Source organism: Streptomyces sp. NPDC050161, from assembly GCF_044460025.1.
Classification (GTDB): Bacteria; Actinomycetota; Actinomycetes; order Streptomycetales; family Streptomycetaceae; genus Streptomyces.
The window spans coordinates 229,356-243,219 of record NZ_JBITJM010000004.1; the positions used below are offsets into that span (position 1 = coordinate 229,356).

Annotated in this window: 14 protein-coding genes; 10 read left to right on the forward strand and 4 right to left on the reverse strand. The window is 71.3% G+C overall.

Features of this window, described 5'->3' with window-relative positions:
* Positions 1–306 precede the first annotated feature (306 nt).
* On the forward strand, positions 307–831 hold the full coding sequence (locus tag ACIBK8_RS08860) for an ATP-binding protein (RefSeq protein ID WP_399040974.1): 525 nt from the start codon (positions 307–309) through the stop codon (positions 829–831).
* A gap of 138 nt (positions 832–969) precedes the next feature.
* Positions 970–2,202 carry a GNAT family N-acetyltransferase gene (locus ACIBK8_RS08865; RefSeq protein ID WP_399040975.1) on the forward strand — a complete coding sequence of 411 codons (1,233 nt, stop codon included), beginning with the start codon at positions 970–972 and terminating at the stop codon, positions 2,200–2,202.
* Positions 2,203–2,364: 162 nt separating this feature from the next.
* On the opposite strand, the gene ACIBK8_RS08870 is transcribed toward ACIBK8_RS08865, so the two are convergent.
* Positions 2,365–3,108: a dienelactone hydrolase family protein gene (locus tag ACIBK8_RS08870; protein WP_399040976.1), complete on the reverse strand. Its 744-nt coding sequence runs from the start codon at positions 3,106–3,108 to the stop codon at positions 2,365–2,367.
* A gap of 188 nt (positions 3,109–3,296) precedes the next feature.
* On the opposite strand from ACIBK8_RS08870, the gene ACIBK8_RS08875 reads away from it, so the two are divergent.
* The gene (locus tag ACIBK8_RS08875; protein WP_399040977.1) at positions 3,297–3,533 is read left to right on the forward strand and encodes a substrate-binding domain-containing protein; all 237 of its coding nucleotides are present in this window, start codon (positions 3,297–3,299) and stop codon (positions 3,531–3,533) included.
* Positions 3,534–3,586: 53 nt separating this feature from the next.
* Here ACIBK8_RS08875 and ACIBK8_RS08880 read toward each other — a convergent pair whose 3' ends face one another.
* Complete coding sequence (locus ACIBK8_RS08880) at positions 3,587–3,970, reverse strand: MerR family transcriptional regulator (RefSeq protein ID WP_399041219.1); 384 nt, start codon at positions 3,968–3,970, stop codon at positions 3,587–3,589.
* 73 nt (positions 3,971–4,043) lie between these two features.
* Between ACIBK8_RS08880 and ACIBK8_RS08885 the strand changes: the two genes are divergently transcribed.
* The 5 genes from ACIBK8_RS08885 to ACIBK8_RS08905 all read left to right on the forward strand — a co-directional run bounded on the left by ACIBK8_RS08885 (position 4,044) and on the right by ACIBK8_RS08905 (position 8,327).
* Positions 4,044–4,853 (forward strand): alpha/beta fold hydrolase, encoded by an 810-nt coding sequence (locus ACIBK8_RS08885; RefSeq protein WP_399040978.1) that lies wholly within the window; start codon positions 4,044–4,046, stop codon positions 4,851–4,853.
* Positions 4,850–6,097, forward strand: a complete 1,248-nt coding sequence (locus ACIBK8_RS08890) for an MFS transporter (RefSeq protein WP_399040979.1) — start codon at positions 4,850–4,852, stop codon at positions 6,095–6,097. The genes ACIBK8_RS08885 and ACIBK8_RS08890 overlap by 4 nt, the downstream gene beginning before the upstream one ends.
* 155 nt (positions 6,098–6,252) lie before the next feature.
* Positions 6,253–7,614, forward strand: coding sequence for a helix-turn-helix domain-containing protein (locus ACIBK8_RS08895; protein WP_399040980.1), 1,362 nt, complete (start codon positions 6,253–6,255; stop codon positions 7,612–7,614).
* Positions 7,615–7,824: 210 nt separating this feature from the next.
* Entirely contained in the window at positions 7,825–8,037 is a 213-nt protein-coding gene (locus ACIBK8_RS08900; RefSeq protein WP_399040982.1) for a hypothetical protein, read from the forward strand.
* An 89-nt stretch (positions 8,038–8,126) separates the two neighbouring features.
* Positions 8,127–8,327 carry a hypothetical protein gene (locus ACIBK8_RS08905; RefSeq protein ID WP_399040983.1) on the forward strand — a complete coding sequence of 67 codons (201 nt, stop codon included), beginning with the start codon at positions 8,127–8,129 and terminating at the stop codon, positions 8,325–8,327.
* A 139-nt stretch (positions 8,328–8,466) separates the two neighbouring features.
* On the opposite strand, the gene ACIBK8_RS08910 is transcribed toward ACIBK8_RS08905, so the two are convergent.
* Both ACIBK8_RS08910 and ACIBK8_RS08915 read right to left on the reverse strand, forming a co-directional pair.
* A complete protein-coding gene (locus tag ACIBK8_RS08910; RefSeq protein ID WP_399040984.1) occupies positions 8,467–11,523 on the reverse strand; it encodes an AfsR/SARP family transcriptional regulator in 3,057 nt (1,018 codons plus the stop codon).
* A 188-nt stretch (positions 11,524–11,711) separates the two neighbouring features.
* Positions 11,712–12,749: a LuxR C-terminal-related transcriptional regulator gene (locus ACIBK8_RS08915; RefSeq protein ID WP_399040985.1), complete on the reverse strand. Its 1,038-nt coding sequence runs from the start codon at positions 12,747–12,749 to the stop codon at positions 11,712–11,714.
* Positions 12,750–13,297: 548 nt separating this feature from the next.
* Here ACIBK8_RS08915 and ACIBK8_RS08920 point away from each other — a divergent pair.
* A complete protein-coding gene (locus tag ACIBK8_RS08920) occupies positions 13,298–13,570 on the forward strand; it encodes a phosphopantetheine-binding protein (RefSeq protein ID WP_399040986.1) in 273 nt (90 codons plus the stop codon).
* 58 nt (positions 13,571–13,628) lie between these two features.
* Positions 13,629–13,814: an MbtH family protein gene (locus ACIBK8_RS08925; RefSeq protein ID WP_399040987.1), complete on the forward strand. Its 186-nt coding sequence runs from the start codon at positions 13,629–13,631 to the stop codon at positions 13,812–13,814.
* Positions 13,815–13,864 lie beyond the last annotated feature (50 nt).

The following is a 13,864-nucleotide window of genomic DNA, read 5'->3' on the forward strand; positions in this document are numbered from 1 at the left end:
GAATGAATTCTTGATCTTCCGGCAGGTGAGGGCCGCGATTCATCGTAAGTGGAATTCGACGCAATGGCAATGGATTTCCCTCGGTTGACAAAGAAGGATTATGTGACCAATTCGTGTGACGGAAGTGCAGTCTGGGGGAGTGCCTATTGATTGATTCCCGAGTGGTATTTCCGGTCGGGGAGTGTGACGTATTGAGGGGTGCGTTTGCTCGAAGCCGGCCCGCCGCCTACGGCCAGGCTCTGCTGTGCCCGTTCTGTGACGTGACCGGCACCGGCCCGCGGTCCGCACGCCGCTATCGTCGGGCCCATGATCGTATGGCTCAACGGCACCCACGGCGCAGGCAAGACGACGACCAGTGCACTCGTGCAGTCGCTCCTCCCGGATTCACGGGTGTTCGACGCCGAGAAGGTCGGCGTCACGCTCATGGACATCACACCCGGGCTGCCGGAGACGGACAACTTCCAGCACTGGCCGCCGTGGCGGCCACTCGTGGTCGAGACCGCCCGCCGGGTACTCGAATACACCGGCGGCACCCTGGTGATGCCCATGACTGTCCTGGTCGAGCAGTACTGGCGCGAGATCAGCGCGGGCCTCGCCCAACACGCCATCCCGGTACGGCACTTCGTCCTCCACGCCGACCAGGAAACCCTCCGCGGGCGCATCGCGGGGGACACCGTTCTCGGCCCCAACTCCCCGTTCCGCCTCAGATACCTTGAGCCCTACGCCGAGGCGGCACGCACATGGCTGCACGACGAGGCCGAGGTCGTCGACACCACGCACCTCACGCCCGCCCAGGCCGCCCTGCAGATCGCGGAGGCCGTCAAGGGCTGAGGCCGCCCGGGGCCGGGTTGTGCGGTGACCGGCCGCGGACCCGGCCGTAATTCGCTTGCCCCGGCCACGGGTCAACGCTGCACTGTGGCAGGACATCACGAGTCGTGGTGCCGGTATTTCGAGGAGGCAGCGGCGGCAATGGAGATCCGTTCCACGACCGATGAGGACCTTGACGTCTTCGTCGACACCGTCCATGCCGCGTTCGGGCGCTTCCCGGAAACCCCGGTCGAGGGCGGCGGACTGTGGTGGTCGGCGCTCGAAACGGACCGCTGCCTGCTCGCCCTGACGGCGGACGGGCGGCCCGTTGGCACCGCCGCCGCGCACGCCTTCGAACTCACCCTGCCCGGCGAGACCCTCGTCCCGGCCGCCGGGGTGACCGCCGTCGGCGTCCTGCCCTCGCACCGGCGCCAGGGCGTGCTCAGCGCGATGATGCGGCATCAGCTCGCCGAGTTGCGCGCCCGCGGGGAGATCCTCGCCGTGCTGCTGGCCTCCGAGGCCCCGATCTACGGCAGGTTCGGCTACGGACCTGCGACCTACACGGCGCGGCTGACGGTCCAGCGCCACGAGGCCGCCCTCGCCGCTCCCCGGGCGCGCGCAGTGGCCGACGCACCAGTCGCCGGCTCGGACGACGGCTCCGTCGAGGTGCTGCGCCGTGCCGAGTGCGGCGAGACTCTGGAAGCGGTCTACGACCGGTACCGCCGCGCACAGCCCGGCGCGCTGTCCCGGCCGCACCGCTGGTGGGCCCTGCGCGCAGGGCAGCCCCCGATCTCGCCGGCGCCGCGCTACGTCGCCGTTCACCGGGACGCCGACGGCGTCCCTGACGGGTACGCCAGCTACTCGATCGGTGAGGCCCAGACCTTGACGGTCGACGAGACCATCGCCACCGATGACGCCGTCTTCACGGCCCTGGCCCGGTTCGTACTCGGACACGACCTGGTCTCTCGGGTCGTGTTCCGGCACGTCCCGCCCGACCACCCGCTGCGCTGGCGGCTCGCGAACTTCCGCGCAGGCGAGGTGAGCGGCGACACCGACTGGCTCTGGGTGCGGCTGCTGGACGTCCCGGGTGCGCTGACCGCGCGCGGCTGGTTCATGGACGGCCGGCTCGTCCTCGACGTCGAGGACCCGTTCCTCGGCGAGCACGGCCGCTACCTGCTGACCGTCCGGGACGGCAAGGCCGACTGCGTCCCGACGGACCGGGAGCCCGACCTGTCCCTGGACGTGCGCGACCTGGGCTCGGTCTACCTCGGTGGCACCGCCCCGAGCACGCTCGTGCGCGCCGGACACATCCGGGCCCACCACCCGGGCGCGGCCACCCTCGCCGACGCACTCTTCCACGCCGAGCGCTCCCCGCACTGCCTGCACTGGTTCTGACCGCGCGCACGCAGACCCACCGCCCGCCCCCCCGGCAGCCTGAGTCGCCCTCCTGGCGCCAAGGGGCAGCATCCCCATCTGGGCACGCCGGCCAACTGCGTCAGGAGGGCGCAGGTCCCGCCGCCACGGTGCCGTGCGACGGCCGTGAACGGGGGAGGGGGGTCAGGCGGGGAGGTTCTCGGCGTACAAGGCGGTCAAGGCGGCCCAGTGGCGTTCGGCGGCGGCCTCGTCGTAGGTCGGGTTGTCCGGCACCGCGAAGCCGTGCGCGGCGGGGTAGGTCTCGATGGTGTGCTGCACACCGGCGGTGGTGAAGGCGTGTTCCAGCCGCTCGTGCTGTTCGATGGGGAAGTGCTCGTCGTTCTCGGCTGCCGCCACGTGGACGCTCGCGCTGATCCGGTCGGCCAGCAGATGCGGGCTGTCCGGGTCGTCCGTGGCGGCGAGTTGCCCGCCGTGGAACGACGCGGCGGCGGCCACGCGCTCCGGATGATGTCCGGCCACGATCAGCGAGATCCGGCCGCCCATGCAGTAGCCCGTGGTCCCCACGCGGCTTCCTGACACCTCCGGGCGGTCGGCGAGGAAGGTGAGGAACGCCTGCGCATCGCGGACGATCGCCTCCCCGGTCAGGCTCGCCATCAGGGACATCAGACGCTCCCGCTCGGCGGCATCGTCGAACGCCGTAGGGATGTCGAAGGGGGCGTATCCGCCCGTCCGGTAGTAGACATCGGGCAGGAGCACGGTGTAGCCGAGCCCGGCGAGCCGATCCGCCATGGCAGCGAAGGTTTCCCGTACCCCGGCGGCGTCGGGGTAGAGAATCACCGCAGGACGGCTGCCGGGATCCGACGGCGTGTGCAGCGTCGCGGCGCACACGCCGTCCTCGGTCGGCACGGTGACATCTGCTCTGGGCATCCGGACTCCTGGTGTCGAACAGTCGAACAATGGTGGGTTCTGTTCTACTGCACGGACGGGCTTCCGGCATCTGTCTTGATTTTCCCGTCCTGCTTCGCGGTGCTCGGAACGCGTCCTGAATCCGGTCTCCCGGTAGGGGAATTGGTGGAGGTCAGGACGGGCGCGAGGCCGGCGTGGCGCACCCGCACATGCTGTGGCGTCCTCCGTTCCCCGACGACCTGCTGCTCGTCTGCGCCAGTGAGGACCCCGCGTTGGCCGTCGCCGACCCGTCGGTGTCCACGGTGTCCCTGGTTCCACGGCACACGGCGGCCATCACGATCGCGGCCCTGGTGGATCTCGCCGAGCGGCCCGACCGCTCTCCGGCGCCGACCGTCGTTCCGGCCCGGCTCGACATCCGCGCTTCGTCGACGCGTCCCGCCGTCTGACGCGGGCGGGCAGGCGCCGTCGGTCGCGTCACCCCCATCGACGGGGCCCTGCGCTACTCCGGTGACGTGTTCATCGCCTGGCGGGCGAGGTCATGAGGCGCCGCGTCGAGGACGGTGTCGAGGAGTGCGCGGGAGGTGTTCAGGGCCTCGATCTCGCGGGTCATGCGCTCCCGTTCGCCCCTGAGTTGGCCAATGAGGTCGGGGCAGGTGGGCGCGAGTTGGCCGCTGTCGTCGCGGATGCAGGGGAGGACCTGGGCGATGACGGCGGTCGACAGTCCGGCGGTCAGCAGGCAGCGGATGCGGCGCACGGTCTCCAGGTCCGCTTCGCTGTACTCGCGGTAGCCGCTGGGCAGGCGCTCGGGAGCGAGGAGGCCCTGCTTCTCGTAGTAGCGCAGCGAGCGTTCGTGCACCCCGGCCCGGTGGGCCATCTCCTTCATCCGCAAGGCGATCATCTCCAGCCGGACCGACGACTTGACTCTGACACCGGTGTCGGAGTTTAGCGTTCCTGGCATGGCATCTGAACAGGCATTTCTCCCGTCGCACCACTACCGGCTCGATGTCGACGTACGGGGCGGCGGCCCCGCGCTGCTGCTCGCGCACGGTGCGGGCGGCGGCATCGAGGGCAACTTCGGTCTCGTTCTCGACGATCTGGCACGGGACCACACGGTGATCGGCCCGTCCTACCCCGGCGTGGGCCGTACGCCGCTCCCCGAAGCGCCGCTTGACCTCGACACCCTCGCCGACGCACTCGTGGCCGCGGCCGTCGAGCACGGGCACGGACAATTCACCGTGATCGGCGAATCGCTGGGCAGCGCCGTGGCGATCCGCGCCGCGACCCGGCACCCCGAACGCGTCAGGGCCCTCGTACTCACCGCCGGATTCGCCGTCGCCGACCCGGTGCTCGGCGGTGCGGCGCAGCTCATCGCCGCCCTCGGCAAGGCGGGCGAGTGGCGGGCCGTGGCCCGGCTCGCGGCGCTCGGCTGCCTCTCGGAGCGCCAACTCACCGCGATGTCATCGGAGGACGTCGAGGCTGTCGTCGACGGCGTGCTGACCGGGATGCCCGCCGGGACGCTCGCCCACTTCGAGCTGATCACACGTCTGGACGTCCGCGGCGACCTCGGCCGGGTGCGTGTGCCCACCCTGGTGGCGGTGCCGACCGGCGACCGGCTCGTGCTGCCCGACAGCTCGCGCCGTATCGCCGCGGGCATAGCCGGGGCCGCACTCGTCGAAATCCCCGGCGGCGGCCACCTCTTGGACGAGGGTGACCGCGCCGGGTGGCTGGGCCACGTACGGCGGTTCCTCGCAGGCCCGGCCTCGTGAGGCGCGGCGCCGCTCTCGCCGTCCTCGCCCTCGCCACGTTCGTCGTCGTCACGACCGAGCTGCTGCCGGTCGGGCTGCTCCGGCCGGTCAGCGCGGACCTGGGTGTATCGGAGTCACGCGTCGGACTGCTCGTCACGGTCTACGCGTTCACCGTCGGGCTGAGCGCAGCGCCGCTGACCGCGTGGACCGCACGGTGGCCGCGCAAACGCGTATTCCTCGCCGTCTGCGCGGTGTTCGCGCTGGGCACCGTTCTCGCGGCGGGCGCCGTGGACTACGCGATGCTCGCCGCGGCCCGGTTCCTGTGCGGCGCGGCACACGGGGTGTTCTGGTCGGTCGCTGCGGGCTACGCCTCGGCCATCGCGCGGCCGGGGCTCCCCGGCCGCGCGACCGCGCTCATCTTCGCCGGGAACTCGGCGGCCCTCGTCCTCGGCGTCCCCCTGGGCACCGCACTGGGCTCGGCGCTCGGCTGGCGTGCGGCCTTCAGTGTGGTCGCCGCGCTCGCGGTGCTCCTCTGCGGCGCAGCCCTGTGGGCCCTGCCGGACACCGGGACCGGGGCACCAACGGATGCGCGGTGGGAGGTGGCGCGGGACGGCCGGGCGGATGCCCGCGTGCGCGCCCAGGACACCGACGACGCCCGTGCGGCGCCCGGAGTGCTGCGTGCGCTGCGGCTGCCCGGGGTGCTGCCCGTGGTCGGCACGACGGCCCTGCTGGTACTCGGGCACTTCACCCTCTACACCTACGTCACGCCCCTGCTGCGTGACCTGGGTGTACCGGACGGCGCCCAACTCGGCGCGCTGCTCGGTGCGTACGGGCTGGCCGGGCTGGCCGGCACCTGGGTGTGCGGGCTGCTGGTCGACCGCCGTCCGCGTGCGGCGGTGCTCGGCACGATCGGCCTGATGGCCACCGCGATGGCGGCGCTTCTGACGGGGCTCCCGGAAGCGGTGGCGATGGCGCTGTGGGGTGCGGCGTTCGCCGCGGTGCCGGTATGCCTCCAGACAACCGTGCTGCGCCTGGCGCCGGACGCGCCGGACGCGGCGTCCTCCTGGTACGTGGCCGGGTTCAACCTGGGCATCGGCAGCGGGGCGCTCGCCGGTGGGCTGGTGATATCGGCCGCCGGATTGCCCGCGCTCGGCTGGGTGGCACTGGCTCTGGTGCTCGGCGCGCTGGCGCTCGGCCATGTGGTCTTCGGCGCACGCAGGTCCAGTGTCCTGGCGTTCAACACTCCGGCGGGCGGGGGACGTTGAGTGTTTCAGGGCCTGGCCGGCCTGGCCCCGGGGCGTACGGGGTCCGCTTGCGTCGGTCGGCGACGTTGCGAAAAAACAGTGGGTGATTACCTGGACACGTCATGCGCGCAGTAGGTTGAACGTGCGCTTACATGAGCTGGTGAGGGGGACGCGTCGTGGCGGAATCGCGGAATCTGGCGGCAAGGATTCGCCGGCTCCGGCGGGCGTCCGGTATGTCGCAGTCGGCGCTGGCGGGAGACGATCTGTCCCCGAGCTACGTATCGCTGCTGGAGGCCGGTAAGCGTATTCCCTCCGCCGAGGTCCTGCGGCAGTTGGCCAAGCGGCTCGGCTGCGCCCCCGAGCATCTGCTCGACTGCCTGGAGCCGGAGCGGGAACCGGACGACGCGCTCCGGGCCGAACTGCGGTACGCCGAGATCATTCTGCGCAACGGCGACCCGAAGGTCGCCCTTGAGACCTACCTGGCGGTGTGCGGCAAGGCGTCCAGGGCGGGCAACGAGGACGTCAGGCTCTCGGCCGAGTTCGGGGCGGCCCAAGCCCTGGAACACGACGGGCGCCTCGAAGAAGCCGTCGGCCGCTATCAGGAACTGCTCGACCAATCCGGAGCCGGGCAGACCTTGGTGCCCCGACTCGCGGTGGCCGTGGCCCTGTGCCGCTGCTACCGCGAGATCGGTGATCTCGCGCACGCCATCGACCTGGCCAACGGCATTCTGGAAGAGGCACGCCGCCTCCAGCTCACCCCGACCGTCCTGGGCGTCGAGCTGCTGTCCACCCTGGTCGGCCTCTACTGCGAGCGAGGAGACCTCCACCGGGCCGCGTCCCTGGCCCGCACCGCCATCGACGAGGCCGAGGGGGTCAGCGACCGCAAGGCGATGGGCGCCGCGTACTGGAACGCGGGTGTCGTGGCCCACCGCAACGGCGCATCCGCCGACGCCCTGCTGCTTCTGGAACGGGCCCTGGCCATCTACGCCGACGGCGACGACGCCCGAGCGCTCGCCCGGCTCCGCAACGCCTACGCCTCGGTCCTGATGCAGTCGGGCGCGCCGGAGACGTCGGACGTCTCGACCGCCAAGTCACAACTGCTCCGCAGCGCCCAGGTACTCGCCGACGAGGGCAGCACCGTGGACCTGGCGTACTGCGAGACCGCGCTGGCCCGCGCCTGCCTGCTGGAGGCGGACCCGCACTCGGCGCAGGAGCACGCGCGGCGGGCGCTCGACCTGCTGGGCCCCCACCACCGTCTGGAGACCGCGCGCACCCTGCTCGTCCTGGCCGGGGCCCAGTTGCATCTCGGTGAGGACGCGGTGGCCGAGACGAGCTACGAACGGGCCGCCCTGCTGCTGGAGGCTTCGCAGGCCGACCGTCAGGCGGCCTCCGCGTGGAACGATCTCGCCGAGGTCCTGGAGCTGTCGGGTCGCGCCGACAAGGCCCTGTGGGCGTACCGCCAGAGTCTGCGCTGTCTCGGCCAACGCGGTTACCTGCGCCCGGCGTTGAAGGGGCGGCTCGCCGAACGGCCGGGGTGAACCGGGCGCCGACCGGCGGTGGAAGGCCGGTCGGTGATACGGCTCGGGCAGCAGCGGGGCACGATCAACGGCGGGCGAGGGCCCGCAGATCACTGATTGATCAAAGGTTGATCGATGACGGCTAACCTCGCTGATGCACCGGGGAGTTGGCGCCACTGTCCCGGGAGACCATTCACCGGACCCGCGTCCCGAGGAAAGCCGAAGGCTCCCATGCCGTATGCGACAGCCCATTCCGTCGACGTCCGTCCCAGCCACGGTCCTGGCACCCGTCCGCCGCACCGACTGCTGAGGGCGGTGGCGGCGCTGGTTCTGCTGGCGGCCTTGTTCCCCGCCCAGTCGACGGCGGCGTGGGCGGCGGTGACGAGCCTGCCGACCGCCACCACGACGCCGGGGACGCACAACGACGTCCCGCTGTGCTGCTGACGCCGGGGGAGCAGCAGTCCCTTCGCACCACAGCAGACCCTGAGGAACCGGGCGCCTTGCCCGTGGCCGAAGCCGAGGAGATCACCACCATGTCGAACCCACGTCACGCCGTCGCGACCTTCGCCCTGGCGGCCCTCGTCGCGACGGCCGTCGGTCTCACCGGCTTCGGCCTGGACGCCGGAGGCGACCGCCGTCCGCCCGTGACGCAGACCGTGGCCGGCGGCACCAGCAGCGCCGACGTCTGGAACAGCACGGGCTCCAGCTACCACCCGCCGACCGGCCCTGCCTGACCGCGGGCCCGCGCCACCGGCCGGTGCGCGCGGCCCCGCACCCGCACCACCGGCCCGGCACCGCACCACCGGCCCGGCACCGCACCACCGGCCCGGCACCGCACCACCGGCCCGGCACCGCACCACCGGCCCGGTGCCGTCATCCCGCGGCGGTCAGCCCGTCCAGGAGCCGCCCGATGTCGGTCGCGTCGGGCAGTCCGAGACCGGCGAACAGCGCCCTGGCCTGCTCCAGATGCCCGCGGGCCCGGCCGGTCTCCCCGAGATCTGCCAGCGCCCGGCCGAGCACGGCCAGGGCGTGCCCACGGTCGCGTTCGGCCCCGATCTCCTCGCACCGGAACACCGCCGCCGCCGCGTGTTCCACCGCCTCGCGCCCACGGCCGGTACGGCGCAGCGTCTCGGCGAGCCGGTACCGTACGTGGGCCTCCCGCTCCTGGAGGCCCACCGCGCGGCACACGGCCAACGCCTCTTCGAAACGGGCGATCGCCGCATCGAACCGCCCCAATTCGTGCAGAGCGGTGCCCAGTACGTATCCGGCGTAGGCCACCCCCGCGTCGTCACCCAGGGCACGCAGCAGTGCCAGGGCGGAAGCGCACGGCGCGACCGCTTCGGAGGCCCGCCCGCTGCGCACCCGGGCCAGCGCCAGGTTGATGGTCGTGGCCGCCTCGCCCGAGCGGTGGCCCAGTCGGCGCGCCAGCGCGATGGCCTCTTCGTAGCAGGCCGCCGCCTCGTCGAAGCGCCGCATGAACTGCGCCACCAGCCCGCAGTTGTTGAGGGCCTGCTGGAGAACGGCGGTGTCATCCGCGCCGCGCGCCGCGTCGATCGCCACCCGCACGTGCCGCTCGGCATCCGCGAGTCGGCCCGCCTGAAGGGCGACGCCGCTGCACAGCAGACGGGCCCGCCCGATGACGCGCTTGTTGCCCGCGCGTTCCGCGGCATCGGCCAGCGCCAGCGCCACCGGGGTCACCCGCCCCGACCACGTGGTGTGGGCCAGCGGGGAGATGGCGAGCAGCAGGTCAACGGCGGTGCGCAGCCGGTCGTCCGCCGGGTCGGGCAGCCGAAGGGTGACGGTGCGCAGCGCGGCGGCGACGATGCCGTCGAGTTCGGCGGTGACCCAGGCCCCCGCCTCGCGTACGTCCCGGAACGACAGTCCCTTGCGTCTCAGCGGGCCGAACGCGCGGTGCACCGGGTCGCCGGGCACCGCGTGCAGAAAGGCACTGGCCGCCGTCGCCAGCTGGAGGTCGAGCAGCCGGCCGAGCGCGGCTGCCGTCTCGGCGGGATCGTGCAGTTGGGCGCGCTGACCGGCGAATACGTGCACCAGGTCGTGGTAGCCGTAGCAGCCGGGTTCGGACGGCTCCAGCATCGCCGCGTCGGTGAGGGACTCCAGCAGGCCCTCCGCCGTGTCCTCGTCGACGTCGAGCACGGCTGCCGCGGCCGGCACTCTGATCTGCGCCGCGCCCGCAACCGACAGCAGCCGGAAGGCCCGCGCCTGGTTCACGGTGAGCTGCTGGTAGCCGAGTTCGAAAGCGGCCTCGATGGTCAGCGCCCCGATCCGGAGTTCGGCGATACGGTGCTGCTCGTCCGCGAGCCTGGCGGTCAGCGTCGAGACCGTCCAGCCGGGCCGTGCGGCCAGCCTGGTGGCGGCGATGCGCACGGCCAGCGGCAGCGACCCGCAGATCGCGATCAGTTCCAGCGCCTGCGCTCGCTGCGCGGCGAGCCGCTCGGCGCCGATCACGTTGCCGATCAGTGCCAGCGCCTCCTCGTCCCGGAACGGCTCCAGCACGAGCTGCTCGGTCAGCGGCAGATCGAACATGCGTGACCTGCTGGTGATGACCACGGCACAACTGGAAGATCCCGGTATCAGATCCCTGACCTGGGCGGCGTCCCTGGCGTTGTCCAGGACGACCAGCAGTCTGCGGCCGTCGACCAACGAGCGGAACAGTCGGCAGCGGTCTTCGAGGGCCTCGGGGACGTCGCTCGCGGCGACCCCCAGCGCGGTGAGGAACCCGGTCAGCACGAAGCCGGGTTCGGACGGCTCGGGCCCGTTGCCCTGCAGGTCCACGTAGAGCTGCCCGTCGGAGTAGTGGCCGCGGGCCCGATGGGCGACGTGCAGGGCGAGGGACGTCTTTCCCACACCGCCGAGACCGGCGACCGCAAGTACCACTGCCATCCGGGGTTCCGGCGTCGTCAGCAGTCCGTACCAGGAGTCGCTCTGCTGTGTCCGTCCGACGAAATCCGGTGCTCCGTAGGGAAGTTGAGCGGGTCTCGGCAGCTGTGTGGCAGGCGCGGGGTGCAGCGCCGACGAGCGTGCCGGAGCCCGTTCCTCCGCTTCGTCGTCCGCTGTCGTGGGCGTGCCCGTCGCCGCGTCGGCCGATGCCTCGGCCGCCGGCGTCGTGACCGTGAGGTCGGCCGGCCCTGCGGGCTCCGCAGCGGTCAGGGCATCCTTCCCGGCGAGGATGGCGCGGTGTATGCGGGTCAGTTCGGGCCCCGGGTCGAGGCCCTGCTCGTTCACGAGCAGCTCCCGCACCCGGTGGAAGGTGGTCAAGGCGTCCGCCTGCCGGCCTGCTGCGTACAGCGCCCGCATGAGCAGCCCGTAGGGGCGCTCCCGCAGTGGATGGGCGTCGGTCAGCTCGACCAGTCCCGGCACGGCCGACCTGTGGTGGCCCAGTGCCAGCGCCAGATCGAAACGCTCCTCCAGCAACGCCAGCCGCAGCTCGCCCAGTCGCGCGCGTTGCCGTTCGGCGTGCGGTCCCGGCACACCGGCCAGTGCGTCCCCCCGCCATAAATCCAGCGCCCGGCCGAGCATGGCACTGGCATCGGGCAACCGTTTGGCGGCCCGCGCCCGTGCCGCATCGGCCGCCAGCTTCTCCGCGTGCCACATGTCCAGCGATGCCCTCGGCACCGTCAGCCGGTAGCCGTCACCGGCCAACTCCAGCACCGACGGCGCGGAACGCTCCGTCTCCAGCACCTTGCGCAGCCGCCAGACGTAGGTGCGGATGATGGTCACGGCTCTTGTCGGCGGTGAATCCCCCCACAGCGCGGCGACGATCTGCGCCATGGGCACCGATTGATTGGACCGCAGCAACAGCAGTGCCAGCAGGGCCTGTTGCTGGGGAGGCCCCACATGGAGCTCGGCGACGCCCCGGTGGGCCCGGACCGTACCGAGCACCACGAAACGAAATTCTTCCGGCAAATCCATGAGTCCCACCCTCGTCCGTTCCACCACGTACGTCGCATAAGACGTGCCGCGGGTGGGGAGAGGATGCACTCGGCGCACGCCCGATCCGCTCTTACCTGTGGGGCAATCGGGACGCCGCTCCCGTCACCGTGCGGGACGGCGGCATCGGCGCGGTGGTGGACCGCCTGACGTACGGGCTCTCTCCGGGGTCAGTCGGCGGATGCGGTGTGCAGTGATTCCTCGTCGAGCAGGCCCTGCCTGGCCGCCAGCACCCCGGCCTGGAACCGGCTCTCCGCGCCCAGCGTCTCCATGATGTCCGCGATGTGCTTCCGCGCGGTCCGCAGGGACATGCCGATGCGGCGTGCGAGGGTCGCGTCCTTCATGCCCGTCGCCAGCAGCCGCAGAATGGTGCGGTCGATGTCCTTGGCGACGAGTTCCAGGCCGTCCGTCGCGGCGTCGGAGAACGGGGTGGCCTGCGTCCACTCCTGCTCGAACACGTCGCACAGGTAGCTCACGACGGACGGTTCCCTGATCATCAGGGCGCCCCAGGTGTCCCCGCGCTCGGGGATGAAGGCCAGCCTGCGGTCGAAGGTGATGAGCCGGCCGAACAGCTCGTGCCGGGTGCGGTATTGGGCACCGCGGGCCGACAGGGCCGCCACGTAAGCCTGGCTCGGGCCGTTGAAACGCGCCGTGTGGTGGTAGAGGGTGCGGATCCGCACATCGCGGGCGAGCATCGCGGTGTCGCGGGGGAGTGCTTCCTGGAGCACCTCGGGGTTCCGGTTGCCGCCCGGCTGGCTGGTGAGCATCTCGTGCTTGCATTCCTGGGCGGCGAGGGTCAGGGCGGCGCGCACTTCCTGGGGTCCTGGGATCAGCTCGAAGCCGGCGGGGAGCCGTCTCAGGTTCTCCCGGTAGTGGTCGCGCAGGTCGGCGAACTGCTCCCGGGTGCGGTGCAGTTCCGCCTGATGGGTGCGGATCGCGGACTCCATGGACGTCGTGACGACGGCGGCCACGAGGTCCGGGTCGACCGGGCGGAGGCGGGCGGGGTCGTCCGCGTTCGCCCGGAGCAGCCCGAGATCCGTCAGAGAGGCCAGGGCCGCTGCTAATGCGCCCGGTGTCAGGCCGAGTTCGACGGCAGCGAGACCGGAGTCCATCTTTCCGTTCCTCGCCACCCAGCGGTACAGGCCGAGTTCGGTCTCGCCGAGGCGCGCGGGCGGTTCGGACGACCGGCCTTCGTTCACTGCGAACACTGCGTCCCCTGTTCTTCTGGCCCGTGGGGAGGGGCGGTCAGGGGTTTTCGGAGTGACCGCCGGCTCTTTTCCCGCCGATCCGTTGCCGATCGTCTCTGCCACCCTAGTGACTTCGAACGTATGGGGCAGAGTCATTACTGTCAATATCAAGAGTCAATAAGTGGTGGGTGGGGCGGAGATGAGGGGGCGGCCGGGGTGGTGGCGGCTGTCGGGCCGACGGGTGCGGGTCGCGTTCGATCCGGTTGACCTTGGCCAAATCCCGCTGGACGCGTGTGAGTTGGCCGGGCGGACTGTCAGGTGTACACCCGTGGAGAATTGTCCACTTCACCCCTGTCGTCACTATTCCGTAGTGAATGCGACCGGCTCGTTTTCCTGCCAAGCAGGTTGGTGAGCAGGGGCGGCACTGGGGCGGAGCGAGTCACGACCGGCAGAGTGAAGGCGCCGTGCGAGCGGGTCTCTCGAAACCCTTTGAAAAGGGAATGGCTCGTTGTGTCGCACCGGCAATTCATTTCGTGGGCAAGGCAATGACCGGTGAACGGAAACGGTGGATGAGTATGGAAGTCGGTTCCGAAGAAGTGCGGGACGGAGTGCAGGACATCGCCCGGCGCATCGCCGAGATCTTCGGGGAGGTGCTGGGCGCGGACGGAGCGCCCGCCACGGACAGCGCGTTCCTGGAGATCGGCGGCGATTCGCTCACGGCAGGCCGCGCGGTGCGGCTGATCAGCACCGCCGTCGGGGCCCGGGTGACGGTCCGTGACCTGTTCCGGGTCAGGACGGCCGACGGCCTCGCCGCCGTGGCCGCGCGCCGACTGGGCGACTGAATTTCGCAGTTCGGGCGGTGACGGCCCGGTTTCGTGACGACTTGGGAGAGGTGACGGCATGGCGTCGGAGACGTTCCGCGTGGTGGTGAACGGTGAGGAGCAGTACTCGATCTGGCCGGCCGGCCGGGAGGTGCCCGATGGCTGGTTCGAGGAGGGCACGTCGGGGTCGAGGGAGGAATGCCTGGAGCACGTCGAGCGGGTCTGGACGGACATGCGCCCGCTGAGCCTCCGTCAGGCGCGGTGAGACGACCGCTATGAGACCGCTGAACGAAGCAGCCGCCGAAGCCGTGGGAG

What these genes read in the sequence shown, in the direction of transcription:
- ACIBK8_RS08885 (WP_399040978.1), top strand. Translation starts at nt 4,044, where the DNA reads ATGGCATCTGAACAGGCATTTCTCCCGTCGCACCACTACCGGCTCGAT.
- ACIBK8_RS08860 (WP_399040974.1), top strand. Translation starts at nt 307, where the DNA reads ATGATCGTATGGCTCAACGGCACCCACGGCGCAGGCAAGACGACGACC.
- ACIBK8_RS08870 (WP_399040976.1), bottom strand. Translation starts at nt 3,108, where the DNA reads ATGCCCAGAGCAGATGTCACCGTGCCGACCGAGGACGGCGTGTGCGCC.
- ACIBK8_RS08905 (WP_399040983.1), top strand. Translation starts at nt 8,127, where the DNA reads ATGTCGAACCCACGTCACGCCGTCGCGACCTTCGCCCTGGCGGCCCTC.
- ACIBK8_RS08880 (WP_399041219.1), bottom strand. Translation starts at nt 3,970, where the DNA reads ATGAAGGAGATGGCCCACCGGGCCGGGGTGCACGAACGCTCGCTGCGC.
- ACIBK8_RS08875 (WP_399040977.1), top strand. Translation starts at nt 3,297, where the DNA reads ATGCTGTGGCGTCCTCCGTTCCCCGACGACCTGCTGCTCGTCTGCGCC.
- ACIBK8_RS08865 (WP_399040975.1), top strand. Translation starts at nt 970, where the DNA reads ATGGAGATCCGTTCCACGACCGATGAGGACCTTGACGTCTTCGTCGAC.
- ACIBK8_RS08900 (WP_399040982.1), top strand. Translation starts at nt 7,825, where the DNA reads ATGCCGTATGCGACAGCCCATTCCGTCGACGTCCGTCCCAGCCACGGT.
- ACIBK8_RS08925 (WP_399040987.1), top strand. Translation starts at nt 13,629, where the DNA reads ATGGCGTCGGAGACGTTCCGCGTGGTGGTGAACGGTGAGGAGCAGTAC.
- ACIBK8_RS08920 (WP_399040986.1), top strand. Translation starts at nt 13,298, where the DNA reads ATGAGTATGGAAGTCGGTTCCGAAGAAGTGCGGGACGGAGTGCAGGAC.
- ACIBK8_RS08910 (WP_399040984.1), bottom strand. Translation starts at nt 11,523, where the DNA reads ATGGATTTGCCGGAAGAATTTCGTTTCGTGGTGCTCGGTACGGTCCGG.